The following is a 13905-nucleotide window of genomic DNA, read 5'->3' as shown; positions in this document are numbered from 1 at the left end:
CCCCTCCACCCCCCGAATTTTCCCACCCTCGTGGGCTTTAGGTTCGCCATGGTCCAGGGTCCCACTCGTGGGTGGGATGCAGGGGTTGGCTGCTCACTTTTTAGGGTTTCTGGGGGCACATCCCCCAGGCCCCTTGCCAGGGGACTTTCGCCCCCTGGACCCCTGATTTTTCCCGCCCTCGTGGGCATAGGGTTTGCTACGGCTATGGGTCCCACTCGTGGGCGGGATGCGAAGGGTGGTTGAACGCTCCCTTTGTGAAGGTTTGGAGGCACTCTTTCGCTATGATGCGGAGAGGCGGTTATCTGGAAAGGCTTATCTCTGTTAATTCCAGCAGGTCCCCTTCAAACCTGTCCCCCCTGAAAGCCGGTAGCCATTCCCACTTGCCGAAACGGTGAAAGCCAATCAAAAGTTTGTACCGGCCTGGAGCAAGGCCTTCCGGCAGGTAAATCCGATGCCTGGAAGGAATGAGAACTCCACCCGGCCAGCGGTCTGTGGTGTCACGGCCCGCCGTCGGGGAGCCATCTTTGAACCATACTGTTTCACCTTTTTCGTTCACAAGTCTCATGTAGAGCCAGTAGTGTTCCTTCGGGGGAGCAAAAGTACGCCAGGTGAGTTTTATTTCCTCAACCCCACCAGGAACCCAGGGGTCTGGCTCCATTTCAAAAGCCTGAAGGGCTATGACGTCTCCGAATTTTGCCAGAGGAGAAGGCATCTCGCCAGCAGGGATGTAAGGCGGTGGGCTGTGAACAGGATAGATAAAAAGCCAGGGCGAAGATACAGCAAGAATTAAGAGGCCAAGGATCACACCCTTCAGCAAGCCTTTACCCCATATCCTCAGCCCCGCAGCGGTGAAAAGGGAAAAGACAGGTAAAGCCGGGTATAGAAGACGGGCCTGGTCGGTCCCCAGAACAGTAGCGGTCCACTTTAGAAGCGCCACCATAACCCCAAGGACATAGAGGGCCATAATGCCCCAGAAAAGGGGATACGAGCCAGCAGGCTTCCCCCTGAACCAGCCAAGAAGAGCTGCCAGAGGGATAAGCCCCAAAAGCCAGTAAAGCCAGCTCGGGAGGCTTATTCCTATCCAGGCCAGCCACCAAGAGCGGTACAGCCCCCGGGCTAACCATACCAGATCTCCCCAGCTTAGAGGAGCTGCGCGAAGAGCGTTGGCCTGAAGGATGAGTTGCCACCCCAAAGGGTCGCCGTAAAGAAGGTGGTTACGGATAAACCACCAGCTTGTCGGCAGGAGCATCCCGACCGCTGAAAGAAGCGAGAGGCTTAGGAATTTCCACACCCGGTTTTCCTGCGAGTCCCGGGCAAGCTTTAGGACCAGAAATACAATGGGCACCCCCAGGACCATCAGGCTTACTTTGCTTATGGTTCCCAACCCCCAAAGCAGGCCTGAGTAAAAGGCAAAGAGCTCTGGCCTTTTAATTTTCCGGGTAAGCCCAAAGCTTACCACGAAAATGGTCAGGGCACCGAAGGCAGTTGCCAGGTTATCGTTGTTGGCCACGCCGCTTATGAACAGGAAATACGGGGTGAAAGCTGTCAGAGCTACAGCTCCAAGGGCCACCTCCGGATCGTCAGGATAGAGGAGGAGGCCGAGCCGGTAAATGGCCCACAAGGTAATCGCTCCGCAGATCATGGACAGGATCCGCACGAGCCGCCAGGCCATTGCCCAACCAGCGAAAGGGAAAATTTCATCGGAAGTGTGAAGCAGAAGGTTCTTGGGAGCTAACGGGTCGCTCAGGTTGTAATCGGAATTGGCTATGATGGCGAAACGGCTCAAATCAAAGAGGGAAGCCAGGGTTGCTCCCAGGATGTAATAGAGGGGTGGCTGGAACCCCTCGTGCTCTTCGGGCCCTACAGGAAGGTTGGCATGTCTCACTATGTAAACCATCACTGAAAAGTGAGGAGCCTCATCGGGAGCCTCCCCCAAGGGGGTCAGGGCTGAATATATAGAGGCCAGTGCAAAATAACAGGCCAAAATAAGAAAGAAAAGCCGCCGGTGGTTCATCTCTTTTCCAGCTTTATCTCTTTGAGCAAAATCCTGTTATCGGGGAATAATCCCCCCAGAACCTGGAGGTTCCGAACTTCAGGGAAGCGGTAGAGCCCGGCTCCGAGGGCATAGCGGCCTGGCCTGGCATCCACCGGAACCAGAACAGGGTGATTGTCAACGATTATTTCCCCGGGAAGCCATCGGGTCGTGGGAGTGAAGCCCCCTACCGGGTCCCCATCGTGCTGAGCAACTATCCTGCCGGTGGCTGGGTCAAAGATGTGGACGAAAACCTTGAAGTTCTCATCCACGCTTTCAAGGCATAACCAGTACAAGGTTACCTCCACTTGCGAGCCCGGTGAGATCAGGTCGGGAGCGGAAAAGCCCACCAGTAAAGCCTTGCCTTCCAGGTTGTAGGAGACGGCAGAGGGAGATGCCGGGGGGTTGAAGGGATAAAGGTATAAGCCCAGAGCCAGAAATAGAAGCCCGCCGCCTGTCAGAATTGCCTTCAACGCTCCCGGCGACTCCCGGTAAACCCACAGAAGGATTACGAGGAAAGAAAACAGGCTCAAGTAAAAGGCCCACCGGCGCAGGGGAGTATCGCTGAAAACTATCCTGAGCGTGTGCTTCCCTGCGGGGATTTCCCACGAAAGAAGACCCAGAGGTCCTACAGGTTCTACCGGGATTTCCCGGTCGTCCAGTAGCACCTTCCAGCCAGGAAAATAGAATTGATGCCACACGAGGCGGATGGCCTCCGGTGTCTCCACTTCCCAGCGGGAGTCCAGGGGACGCTGAGGGCCGGGGATGAGCTTAGGGATAACTTTAAGGGGTTCGTATTTGGGTTCCCCTGGAAGGCGGGGAATCGGGACGGCTGTGCGATCAGCTTTAACCGTGACCGGGACGAACTCAGCCGTCCATGTGGCCCCGATCTGCCGGTTATTGAAATCAGTCTCCCACATGGAAAAGGCTTTGAGGTCAGAAGGGGTCAGAGGCATAGGTTTTAGGGGAAGATTCCAGAGGGACACCGGAATCGCCAGCAGAATGGGTAAAGTCCAGATGGGACAAGGTAAACCGCTTCTTTTTTGCAAGTCCATCAGGAAGAAGGCAGTTCCTCCTCCCAGCAGAGCAGAAGAAATGGCTGTGAGGAGCATAAAACGCCAGGGATACTGCAGGGCATCAAGCCATCTTTCCAGAGTGCGCCAGAGTGGGAGGGAGCCATCCCACCGCATAAAGATGCTGAGGGCCAAAGTGAGGATGAGAGCGGCTGTAAAAGGCCATTCCCTTTTTCTCTCCCGAATTAGAAACACAGCACCGCCCAAAGCTAAAAGTAGGAAGACAAAGGGAATGGGATGCAGGGCCACAGTGCCGGCCGGAGTGTAAGGATAGAAGAAATGGGGGCCAAGAAGCGTCCCCCAATCCAGAAAGTGCTTCTCATAGCCTCTGCTTACCCCTGCCACTCCGATAAAAACGAACTTCATTTCCTTCAGGGCGGGGAGCCAGTAAAAAGCGGCCAGGCCAGTCCCTAAGGTCAGGGACAGAGAAAGTTTAACGAAACCCTTCAGAGAAAGCCTGCCAGCTGAGATTAATGCCAGCCCCCAGAGGAAAAGCAGTGGAATAGAAAGGAGGACTGAAAGGTTGTGGGTGAGGAGGAGACCAGCCCAGGCGAGTCCTCCTATCAGAAAATACCCTTTGAGCCAGCTCCAGAGGATTATTGGGGGAAAGACAAAAGCCAGGGCCTCCGGGATTGCTCCTCTGGTGTAGACATCAGCAAGATGGTAGGGGAATAGGGCGTAGAGTACTGAAGCGAGGAACGCTGCCTCTTCTCCCCAGAGCTCCCTTCCCAAGAGGTATATCCCCCAGGCGGAAGCTACAAAACTTAAAACGATCAGCACTTTCATGGCTATTACTGGGTTGCGGACCAGCAAATGGATGAGAAAGGCCAGGTAGTAAGTCAGGGGGGCATAGAAATTGAGGATAGGGTGTCCATAGCCAAAGGCAAAGTCGGCGAACCAGCGGGGATAGAGGTGGCCGGCTTCAATGTGCCTTGTGAGGGAGGCGAACCGGTAAAAGTGGAAGATCCCGTCGTCCGTATGAAAAAATCCCTCCCTCGCTAAGGGAAAACAAGGGATCAGAACCAGCAGGAGCCACAAGAATCGCTTCATCATGCTTTGCTCACCTTTATGCCTCTGGAAGCTAATTCTTTCTCCAGATGGGAGAGGGCCTCCTCTATAGCTCTGCTGACCGCTTCAGAACTGGACCCGGAAGCCGCCAAGGTTACTTTCAGGCGGACCTCTCTTCCGAAAGCCCTGGCTCTTGATTTCATGTAGACGTTGGGATGCTGTTTGGCTACCCTGTCCAGGATTTCGGCGATTGAGGATTCATCCCCCCATTCCAGCGAGAGGGTTATGCTTTCATAAAAGGCCTGGCCGAAAATTTTTTCCAGGAAGGGAACCAGAGAAGAGCGGAATATGCCCTTCATCTCCTCGGGGACGCCGGGGAGGGAGAGGATGTAGCTTCCTTCATATTCCAGAAGCATGGCCGGGGCAGTTCCCACGGGATTGAACAGGGGCTTACCACCCTTTGGGAAAAGGGCCATCTTACGCCTGGGAGGGGTCACAGAAGGTTCCTGAACGTAACCTGCTTGGTATAAAGTAAGGTAACGGGTTCCAATCATCTCTAGGGCCTCCGGGTTCTCTTCCAGAGGGAGGTCCAGGGCCCCGGCTATGGCCTGAAGGGTAATATCGTCGGCTGTTGGGCCGAGGCCGCCAGTGGTGATTATAAGGTTTGCCCCCCTGGACAGGCAACTTTTCAATGCCCATCCGATTTCTTCAGGGTCATCCCCCACCACAAGGCATCGGGTTACCTTTCCCCCGAGGCCGGTCAACTGCCGGCAGAGCCAGTGAGTGTTGGTATCAAGAACTTCTCCGAGCAGAAGTTCGTTTCCTATGGCTATTATCTCGCAACGGACCTGCCCCATGCTCTCACTCGCCTCGCCACGAGACACCAAGAGGTACCACTTTCCCCGGATTAAGGATACCCTTGGGATCCAGAGCCTGCTTTATGGCTTTCATGATTTCTACCGCCACAGGCCCAACGGCCATTTCCAGGTAAGGCTGCTTCAAAATCCCCACCCCGTGCTCCCCCGAAAGCACTCCGCCCATTTCTACAGCCATCTTGAAGATTTCGCCCGCAATCTTTTCCACCTTTTCCATATCCTCCGGACGGCGCTTATCAAAGAGGATGTTGGGGTGGAGGTTTCCATCGCCGGCGTGGCCGAAAACGACTACCGGAAGGCCGTATTTTTGGGATATTTCCCGGATTCTCCTTACGGCTTCCGGGATCCGGCTTCGGGGAACGGTTATGTCTTCCCCCAGCTTATTGGGAGCCCTGCGGGCCAGGGAGGGAGAAACGGAGCGCCGAGCTTTCCAGAGACTGTTCCTTTCAGCCTCATCCCTGGCCACTTTAACTTCCACAGCTCCATTCTCCCGACATATCCTGGCAATGGCCTCTATTTCCCTGAGGACGGCTTCCTCCTGATTGCCGTCGGCCTCCAGGATAAGGATGGCTTCGGCCCAGGTGGGAAGCCCCAGGTGCAGGTATTCTTCCACTGTCCCGATGGTGGTCTGATCCATGAGTTCAATGGAAGCAGGGGTTATCCCTGCCAGAAGGATGCGGTGGACTGCCCTGCCGGCGTCCTCAAGGTTGGGGAAAACGGCGAAAGCTGTGGAAACGTAGCGGGGTTTGGATATAAGTTTGAGAAGGACTTCCGTTATAACCCCCAGGGTTCCTTCCGTGCCGATAAAAAGGTGCGAAAGGTTGTAGCCGGTAACGTTTTTTATAACTTTGCCTCCGGTCTTAAGGATTCTCCCATCGGCCAGGACAACCTTCATCCCCAGGACATAGTCACCCGTCACGCCGTACTTGAGGCAGCGGGGACCTCCGGCATTGCATGCCACATTCCCCCCTATGGTGGAGTATTTGTGAGAAGAGGGATCGGGCGGGTAAAAGAGCCCTCTTTTTTCCACTTCGGCCTGGAATTCAGCGGTGATGATTCCTGCCTCAACCCAGGCCGTCATATTTTCTTCGTCTATTTCCAGGATCCGGTTCATGCGGGTGAGGGCGAGCACTACCCCTCCGGAGAAAGGTATTGAACCACCGGCCAAGCCCGACCCCATACCTCTGGGGATAACCGGTAAACCTTCCCTGTAAGCCACTTTCATCACTTCGCTCACTTCTTCCGTGGACCCCGGGAGGACAACCGCATCGGGCCTGTGCTCCAGGAAAGTGGCGTCGTAGGAATAGGCTATGAGATCCTCCGGGGAAGTTAGCACGTTCTTCTCGCCCACGATTTTCTTGAGTTCCCGGATAATTTGAGGAGCTAACATCTTTCCTCCTGGGAATCGTCAGAGCTATAACTATAGGCCAGGTCTAAAAGCTCAACGGGGTGAAAGACCTGCACCTTAAGGCCGCGTTTCTTTGCGCCAAGCCCCAGCTGAAGCTGGCATCCGGGGCAACCTGTAGCCAATACGCTGGCTCCAGATGCTTCCACCTGCTTTATCTTTCTTTCCAGTATGGCCATGGAAGTCTCGTAATGGGTCAGGATCTGAGTTCCAGCCGAACCGCAGCAGGTATCAGCTCCCTCCATTTCCACAAATTCCTCTACTGAAGCCTCCAGAATTTGCCTCGGCTGTTTCCACATCCCCTGTGCCCTTCTCAGGTGGCATGGGTCATGATAGGTTACTTTGAGGGGCAGTTTGCGGGCTGGTCTCCGGAACCCTGTTTCCAGCAGGAACTCGCTCACATCCCGAACCTTGCGGGAAAACTTCTCAGCCTTCTTGCTCCACTTAGGGTTATCTTTGAAATAGTGGCCGTACTCCTTGAGGGTGGAACCACACGTAGCGCAATCGGTGACGATGGCTTCCAGGTCTTCTCTTTCAAAGAGAGCGATGTTGTGGCGGGCTAACTCCAGGAAAGTATCCAGCTCGCCGTAGCCCAGGTGGGGCATGCCGCAGCACCGGACGTTCCTGGGCATGAAGATTTCGCAACCGTTTTCCGCAAGGACCTTTATGGATGCAGCGCTCCCTTGAGCGAAGATGGTGTTCTGGAAGCATCCCAAGAAAAACCCAACCCTGCGCTTTCTTTCCCCTCTGGCCGGAATCAACTCAGGCAGAGAAGCCCTCAGCGGACGAAGAGGCAAAGGGTTAGGGAGGAGCCTTTCCAGGTCCCGAAGCTGAGCCGGAAGGAGGTTGTTCGCCTTCAGGGAGTGCAGAAGCCTCTGGAGCCCCAGGCGCTGATAGAGGACAAAGGGGAGCATGGAGAGCTCAATAAGCCTGGGGTGAGTGAAGTAGACCCTGAAAACAAGGGGTTTGATCCAAGGCTGCGGTTGGGTTTTGTGGAGATAAGCCCTCATCTGGAGGGCCAGATCTGCGGGCTTGATCCCAACCGGGCAGACGGCATTGCAAGCTAGGCAATCAAGACAGCTGTAAATCTGGTCCACAAAGTTCGGGCTGGGGCTCAGTTCTCCCTCCAGGAATTTGCGGACTAACATAACCCGCGCTCGTGGGGATTGAGTTTCCTTCAGGGTCACCCTGAAAGTAGGACATTCTGTTACACACTGGCCGCACCTTATGCAGAAAAGGTATTGTTCTTCAGTGGGGAGCAATGATTCCGGGTTCATAAACTTTTCTCCTGAACTATGGGCAAAGTAAGGAGGGCATGGGGGACTATAAGGACTTCACCTCTGCCTCCGAGTTCTGAAGAAGCGATGCTGAAAGCCTCCTTCAAATCGGAAGCGGGTATCATCTTAGCCTGGCGGACCATTTCCTGGTCCTTCGCGCCGGCGATTATGACCCGGCATCCTTCCAGGACTTTAGCCATTATGAAAGCCCTCTGCTCACCTGCCTTAAGGCCGTGCTTGCGGGCCTCTTCCAATATGGATTGGACATCGGGAGCGTTCTTGAGGACTTCAAAGAACCTCTGCTCTCCCACCCCCTGCCCTGGCCCTTCATCGCAGGGAGCCGGGACGATGATGAAACCTCCGGGTTTGACCACGGGGGATGGGGCAAAATAAATGTAACTGGCAGCTCTTGTAGCCTGATAAAGGTTCACATCCTTGGGGTATCCCACCCCGGCCACTACTACATCGTATTGCCTGGGGACGGGGACCTCGTAAATGGCTCGGGCTAAAGTTACAAGCTCCTGGAAAGCGGCCTCGGGTTCTCCTGCTTTCACCGCCACCACTTCCCCTTTGTCGTTATTGATTACATTCAGGATGAAACGTAGGCCAGCCCTCCTGGCTGCTTCGGTGATAGCTTCGTGAAAAGGGTTTCCTTCAATGCGGCCCAGTCGCGTTCCGGGATGCTCCAGGATCCAGGGGCTGTGAGTGGCCTGGATAGTCTTTTCTCCTCCTGCTCCTATGGCTACCGTCTTGCGCCCTCCGGAATAGCCTGCGTACTGGTGAGGTTCCACCACCCCTGTAGCGATGAGGATATCGGCCTCGCAGGCTATGCGGTTTACCAGGAGGGGTATACCTGTTTCAGTCTCTCCGAGGTCTACCAGCATTTTGGGATTTTGAGCTTCATGGTCAATAACCCGATAGCGCCTGACCACTTCGGCGGTAAGCTTTTCCACCTTCTCTTCGTATGTGGAGGGGCGGTGCATTCCAACCCCGCAAAGCAGGGTTATATCGCTATCTCTTACTCCTGCTTCCTTAAGTTCCCTCAGAAGAGCTGGAACCAGGACATGATCCGGGCTTGCTCTGGTGGCATCGGTGAACACAATGCAAACCTTATCACCGGGCCTGGCCATCTCCTTTAGAGGGGGTGAATCCTCAGGTTCAGCCAGGGCTGTTCTTACGGCCCAATTCAGATCGGGGACTGGTTCCGCTTCTCTCGGTTCCACCACGTAGCCTTCAAAGCCTGGAGGAAGTTCAAACTCTAAAAATCCCTTGCCAAAGGGGACTTTGAACATGATTTCCTCCTGGATTCTGGCTTCCTGGAGGGTTATACCATGAAGGCATAACTGTGTCAAGAGGATCAAATCTTTGCCGGGCGGTATAGCCGAACCCAGAAATAGAAGACCAGCAGCGAGCTAATGGCGGTTTACATCTGGTGCCTTGCTCTCATGGATTTCTGGAGTTATACTAATTTAGCCTTTGGAGGTGTGTGTATGGACGAAAAGGTGCTTGTTGTGGAAGATGAACCCACATTGCTGGAAACCCTTGAATATAATCTCACCCATCATGGCTACAAGGTCTACACCGCTACCGATGGTCTGAGCGCACTGGAGGTGGCCCGGCGGGAAAAGCCAGACCTCATCGTGCTGGACCTTATGTTGCCCAGGCTGGATGGCTTTGAAGTGTGCAGAAAACTGCGAGAGGAGATGAACGTGCCCATCCTCATCCTCACTGCCCGCACAGATGAAGTGGACAAAGTAATGGGTTTAGAGTTGGGAGCCGATGACTATATGACCAAGCCCTTCAGCATGCGCGAGTTTCTGGCACGGGTAAGAGCCCTGCTGCGCCGGGTGCGCTTGGACCGGGAAGAGAAACCCCCCACAGAACGGCTGGTCTTCGGAAATCTCACCATAGATCTGGCCCGACGCGAAGTGCTGATGGATGGTAAACCCCTGAACCTGAAGCCCCGGGAATATGACCTTCTGGTCTTCCTGGCCCGTAATAAAGGCATTGTGCTTTCCAGAGATCTGATCCTGGAAAGGGTGTGGGGCTGGGACTACGCCGGAGGCACCCGCACAGTAGACGTCCATATCCGATGGTTGCGGGAAAAAATAGAGCCCGACCCCGATAATCCCACACGCATCGTTACCGTGCGGGGAATAGGTTACCGATTTGAAGGATGAAACAATGTTCCGCTCCATACGCTGGCGCATTGCCATCCCTTATCTATTCGTCATTTTACTGGCCACAGCAACTCTGACCCTTTTCTCCTCCAATCTCGTGCAGCAGACTTACCTGGCTGATCTGGAGGCTAAGCTGGCGGCGGAAGCCAGGCTTTTGAGCGACGCTCTCGGCCCCTTGCTTTCCGAAAGCAGTACTGTTCAGCAAATACAACCCCTGGCGAAGCGCTGGGGAAAACTCCTGGAAGCCCGCGTGACTATAATAAGGGCTGACGGTGCTGTATTGGGCGATTCCCACGAAAACCCTGAATTCATGGAAAACCACCTTGACCGTCCGGAAGTTCAGCAAGCTTTGGCCAGAGGTCTGGGGGTCAGCATCCGTTACAGCCGCACAATGGGCTACAGAATGATGTACGTTGCCGTACCAGTCAGGGGCGATGGCCGAGTGGTGGGGATTGTCCGCATCGCCCTGCCTCTGACCCAGATTGAGACCAGCGTGGCTCGCCTTCGCCGATCAGTCATGGCTGCATCCCTTATGACAGCTTTCCTGGCCGGGCTATTGGCTTTCCTCATAGCTGAGCAACTGGCTCGGCGGCTCCGGGAACTGGTGAGCCTGGTTGAGCGGATGGCTCGCGGGAATTTAGGGGTCCGCATCCTTCGCCCTTCCAAAGACGAACTGGGCCAACTGGCTGAAGCCTTTAACCGCATGGGGGAAGAACTCCAAGCCAGGATGGAAGCTCTGGCCGACCGTCAGAAAACCCTTGTCACCGTATTGAACTATATGGCCGACGGCGTGGTCATAACCGATAGCTCAGAGAGAATAAGGTTAATTAATCCCGCCGCCGCCAGAATTCTCGGAGTCTCCGAAAAAGAAGCCATCGGACGACGTTTCGTGGCGGTTGTCCGCGATCACCAAATAGTAGAGATATGGCGTCGCTGTCAGGAAAAGGGCGAGGAGCAGAGCAATACAGTGGAAATGGTGGGACATGGCCCTTTCCTGCGGGTAATTGCTACCCCACTGGGGGCTGGTGCTCGGGATGGCTGCCTGACACTGCTTCAGGATCTGACCCAGATCCGCAGGCTGGAGACAGTACGCCGGGATTTCATCAGCAATATCTCCCATGAACTGCGAACCCCTATGGCTGCCCTCAAAGCCCTGGTGGAAACCCTGAGGGAAAGCGCCATGGAAGACCCCAAAACCGCCAGGCGTTTTCTGGATCGCATGGAAACCGAAGTGGAATCCCTGACCCGGCTGGTGGAAGAATTGCTGGAGCTTTCAAGGATAGAAGCTGGTCACGCTCCTATGCGTCTGGCTCCTGCCACCTTGGCCGAAATAGTGCTCCCGCCACTGGAAAGGCTGCGCCTTCAGGCAGAGCGGGCTGGCCTTACCCTGACTGTGGATCTGCCTTCTGACCTTCCTCCAGTCCTGGCCGATGTGGAGCAGATGCAGAAAGTTGTTGCTAATCTTCTGCACAATGCCATCAAATTTACCCCGGCCGGTGGACGGATAACAATACGGGCTTATGCGGCAAAGGAGGCCCCTCAGCAACCTGAAGTGATCGTTGAGGTAGCCGATACCGGCATAGGCATCCCTGCGGAGCACCTGCCTCGTATCTTTGAGCGCTTCTACAAAGTTGACCGCGCCCGCTCAGGCAGTGGCACCGGCCTGGGCCTGGCCATAGCCAAGCACATCGTCCAGGCCCATGGAGGACGCATCTGGGCTGAGAGTGTGGAAGGCCAGGGGAGCACCTTTTACTTCGCCTTGCCCGCAAGCTCCTTTTAACAAAACTTTTACACAGATTTTACCCGACTTTAACCGGCCGTTGAAGCGCTGTTAAACAACGCATGGTAGACTCCTCCTGGCAAACTAAAAAACCGAAAGGAGGAGAAGCCATGCGTAAAACCTTGATCAGTCTAATAGCATTAGCTCTGCTGCTGGGGGCTTGTACTCCGGCGCCTCAGCCCACCACACCCCCAACTCCCGAGCCCACGAAGACTCCAACTCCAGTCCCCCCAACCCCGACGCCGACGCGCGTTGAGCTAACGGGTTCCATACTTATAGACGGCTCCAGCACGGTCTACCCCATCAGCGAAGCCATGGCCGAAGAATTCCAGAAAAAACACCCTGGAGTCCGCATCACCGTGGGCATCTCCGGGACAGGCGGTGGCTTCAAGAAATTCTGCAACCGCGAGATCGACATAGCCGATGCTTCTCGCCCCATTAAATCCTCAGAAATGGAACAGTGTCAGAAAAACGGGGTTGAATATATTGAACTGCCCATAGCCTACGATGGACTGGCGGTAGTGGTGAACCCCCAGAATGACTGGGTTGACTACATGACCGTGGAGGAACTCAAGAAAATCTGGGAACCCGATGCTCAGGGTAAAATCACCCACTGGAACCACATTCGGCCCAACTGGCCAAACAAGCCCATCAACCTCTATGGCCCAGGAGTTGACTCAGGCACCTACGATTATTTCACCGAAGCCATTGTGGGCAAGAGCGGCAGCAGCCGGGGAGACTTCCTGGCCAGCGAAGATGACAACGTCCTGGTCCAGGGTGTAGCCACCGACCCTCTGGCTCTGGGTTACTTCGGCCTGGCTTACTACGAAGAGAACAAAGACAAGCTCAAGATAGTACCCATTGACGACGGCAACCCCAACAACGGAGCTGGCCCCATTACCCCAACCATGGAAACGGTGCGCAATGGCACCTATCAGCCCCTCTCCCGACCCCTCTTCATCTACGTCAGCAAGGCCGCTGCGGATCGCCCTGAAGTAAAGGCCTTCATCCGCTTCTACCTGGATTATCAAAACGCCGGGACCCTGATTAAGGAAGTGGGCTACATACCACTGCCGGCTGAGGTATACAAACTGGCCCTGGAGCGCTTTGAGAAAGGCAAAACGGGTTCCGTCTTTGGTGGCAAAGGAGCGCAACCGGGAATTACGCTGGAAGAGCTCCTCAAGCGCGAACAGTAGCCGGACACAGGCCCGCAACAATCCAGAAGGTGGCCTTGCAAGGCCACCTTCTGGATTCTTACCGCATCACTGCGAGCCCTTAAGAAGGGCAAACCAAACTTTCATAAACAGTGACCTCCCCGGGAGGTAAAATTCCCAGGGAGAGATTAAGTTCCCACTAACCCCATCAGGGGGAAGGGGTATGGTGAGACAAACCTTTGAACAAAGCCTTCAACGTCTCCAGGACGAGGTCCTCATCTTGGGTAGCATGGTAGAGCAGGCCATCCTGGACGCTGTAGAAATTCTAAGGCGGCGAGACACAGAAGGGGCGCGACGGCTGATCGCCGGGGATCAGATCATCAACGAAAAGCGCTTTGAAATTGAAGCCAAAGTTCTAACCCTTATTGCCACTCAGCAGCCCATGGCCAGAGACCTGCGCATCCTGGCAGCCATTCTGGAGATTGCGACCGAACTGGAACGCATGGGAGACTATGCCAAAGGCATTGCCAAAATCAGCTTAATGATAGGCAACGAACCTCTGATTAAACCTCTTATAGACATCCCGCGCATGGCCCAGAAAGCAACAAACATGCTCCACCGGGCTCTGGATGCTTTTATCCGGGAAGATGCGAAACTGGCGCGAGCCATCCCGGCTGAAGACGATGAAGTAGATGCTCTATACAACCAAGTTTATCGCGAACTGCTTGCCTGCATAATGGCTAACCCCCGCACTTTGGATCAGGCCACATACCTGCTCTGGGTAGCCCACAACCTGGAACGCGCAGCCGATCGGGTAACCAATATCTGCGAGCGGATAGTTTTCATAGTCACCGGAGAACTGATAGAGATGGACATAGAGGGTGAAGGGCCTGAAGGGATTAATTAGCGCACCCCCTGGCCCTGTGGCGGGCCTCTGCCCAAGTTCCGTTTGTTTTGGGTTGCTTTACACGGAGGCTGAGGGTATAATTATTTAAGGGCGGGGAAGTGTCGGAACTGGTAGACGAGCGTGACTTAGGATCACGTGGGCTTTTGCCCGTGAGGGTTCGAGTCCCTCCTTCCCCAACGAAAGGCGCCTTCGGGCGCTTTTAATTTTGGCTCTA

Annotated in this window: 10 protein-coding genes and 1 tRNA gene; 5 read left to right on the top strand and 6 right to left on the bottom strand. The window is 54.9% G+C overall.

Annotated features, from left to right (window positions below; translation table 11 throughout):
• Positions 1–298: 298 nt before the first annotated feature.
• From NZ653_03240 to larA, 6 genes are read right to left on the bottom strand one after another with little or no spacing between them, the layout of a single operon-like run.
• Positions 299–2014 carry a glycosyltransferase family 39 protein gene (locus NZ653_03240; protein MCS7286139.1) on the bottom strand — a complete coding sequence of 572 codons (1716 nt, stop codon included), beginning with the start codon at positions 2012–2014 and terminating at the stop codon, positions 299–301.
• Positions 2011–4158, bottom strand: coding sequence for a 6-pyruvoyl-tetrahydropterin synthase-related protein (locus NZ653_03235; GenBank protein MCS7286138.1), 2148 nt, complete (start codon positions 4156–4158; stop codon positions 2011–2013). Before NZ653_03235 ends, NZ653_03240 begins: the two co-directional genes overlap by 4 nt.
• Positions 4155–4970, bottom strand: a complete 816-nt coding sequence (locus tag NZ653_03230) for a competence/damage-inducible protein A (protein MCS7286137.1) — start codon at positions 4968–4970, stop codon at positions 4155–4157. The genes NZ653_03235 and NZ653_03230 overlap by 4 nt, the downstream gene beginning before the upstream one ends.
• 4 nt (positions 4971–4974) lie before the next feature.
• Positions 4975–6378 (bottom strand): FAD-binding protein, encoded by a 1404-nt coding sequence (locus tag NZ653_03225; GenBank protein ID MCS7286136.1) that lies wholly within the window; start codon positions 6376–6378, stop codon positions 4975–4977.
• Positions 6372–7670, bottom strand: a complete 1299-nt coding sequence (locus NZ653_03220; GenBank protein ID MCS7286135.1) for a (Fe-S)-binding protein — start codon at positions 7668–7670, stop codon at positions 6372–6374. The genes NZ653_03225 and NZ653_03220 overlap by 7 nt, the downstream gene beginning before the upstream one ends.
• A complete protein-coding gene (larA, locus tag NZ653_03215) occupies positions 7667–8962 on the bottom strand; it encodes a nickel-dependent lactate racemase (GenBank protein MCS7286134.1) in 1296 nt (431 codons plus the stop codon). Before larA ends, NZ653_03220 begins: the two co-directional genes overlap by 4 nt.
• A 198-nt stretch (positions 8963–9160) precedes the next feature.
• On the opposite strand from larA, the gene NZ653_03210 reads away from it, so the two are divergent.
• The 5 genes from NZ653_03210 to NZ653_03190 all read left to right on the top strand — a co-directional run bounded on the left by NZ653_03210 (position 9161) and on the right by NZ653_03190 (position 13867).
• On the top strand, positions 9161–9850 hold the full coding sequence (locus tag NZ653_03210) for a response regulator transcription factor (protein MCS7286133.1): 690 nt from the start codon (positions 9161–9163) through the stop codon (positions 9848–9850).
• A gap of 4 nt (positions 9851–9854) precedes the next feature.
• Positions 9855–11630, top strand: coding sequence for a cell wall metabolism sensor histidine kinase WalK (locus NZ653_03205; GenBank protein MCS7286132.1), 1776 nt, complete (start codon positions 9855–9857; stop codon positions 11628–11630).
• A gap of 110 nt (positions 11631–11740) precedes the next feature.
• On the top strand, positions 11741–12826 hold the full coding sequence (locus NZ653_03200) for a PstS family phosphate ABC transporter substrate-binding protein (GenBank protein MCS7286131.1): 1086 nt from the start codon (positions 11741–11743) through the stop codon (positions 12824–12826).
• 181 nt (positions 12827–13007) lie between these two features.
• Positions 13008–13691 (top strand): phosphate signaling complex protein PhoU, encoded by a 684-nt coding sequence (phoU, locus tag NZ653_03195; GenBank protein ID MCS7286130.1) that lies wholly within the window; start codon positions 13008–13010, stop codon positions 13689–13691.
• Between the two features lie 92 nt (positions 13692–13783).
• Positions 13784–13867, top strand: a tRNA-Leu gene (locus tag NZ653_03190).
• Positions 13868–13905: the final 38 nt, after the last annotated feature.

It is taken from the genome of Anaerolineae bacterium (genome assembly GCA_025062375.1).
In the GTDB taxonomy this organism is placed as follows: Bacteria; Chloroflexota; Anaerolineae; order SpSt-600; family SpSt-600; genus SpSt-600.
This window is presented reverse-complemented; position numbering and strand designations above follow the sequence as displayed.

Bases quoted from the DNA above. Each gene is read 5' to 3' on its own strand.
- NZ653_03240 (MCS7286139.1), bottom strand. From the start codon at position 2,014: ATGAACCACCGGCGGCTTTTCTTTCTTATTTTGGCCTGTTATTTTGCA.
- NZ653_03235 (MCS7286138.1), bottom strand. From the start codon at position 4,158: ATGATGAAGCGATTCTTGTGGCTCCTGCTGGTTCTGATCCCTTGTTTT.
- NZ653_03230 (MCS7286137.1), bottom strand. From the start codon at position 4,970: ATGGGGCAGGTCCGTTGCGAGATAATAGCCATAGGAAACGAACTTCTG.
- NZ653_03225 (MCS7286136.1), bottom strand. From the start codon at position 6,378: ATGTTAGCTCCTCAAATTATCCGGGAACTCAAGAAAATCGTGGGCGAG.
- NZ653_03220 (MCS7286135.1), bottom strand. From the start codon at position 7,670: ATGAACCCGGAATCATTGCTCCCCACTGAAGAACAATACCTTTTCTGC.
- larA (MCS7286134.1), bottom strand. From the start codon at position 8,962: ATGTTCAAAGTCCCCTTTGGCAAGGGATTTTTAGAGTTTGAACTTCCT.
- NZ653_03210 (MCS7286133.1), top strand. From the start codon at position 9,161: ATGGACGAAAAGGTGCTTGTTGTGGAAGATGAACCCACATTGCTGGAA.
- NZ653_03205 (MCS7286132.1), top strand. From the start codon at position 9,855: ATGTTCCGCTCCATACGCTGGCGCATTGCCATCCCTTATCTATTCGTC.
- NZ653_03200 (MCS7286131.1), top strand. From the start codon at position 11,741: ATGCGTAAAACCTTGATCAGTCTAATAGCATTAGCTCTGCTGCTGGGG.
- phoU (MCS7286130.1), top strand. From the start codon at position 13,008: ATGGTGAGACAAACCTTTGAACAAAGCCTTCAACGTCTCCAGGACGAG.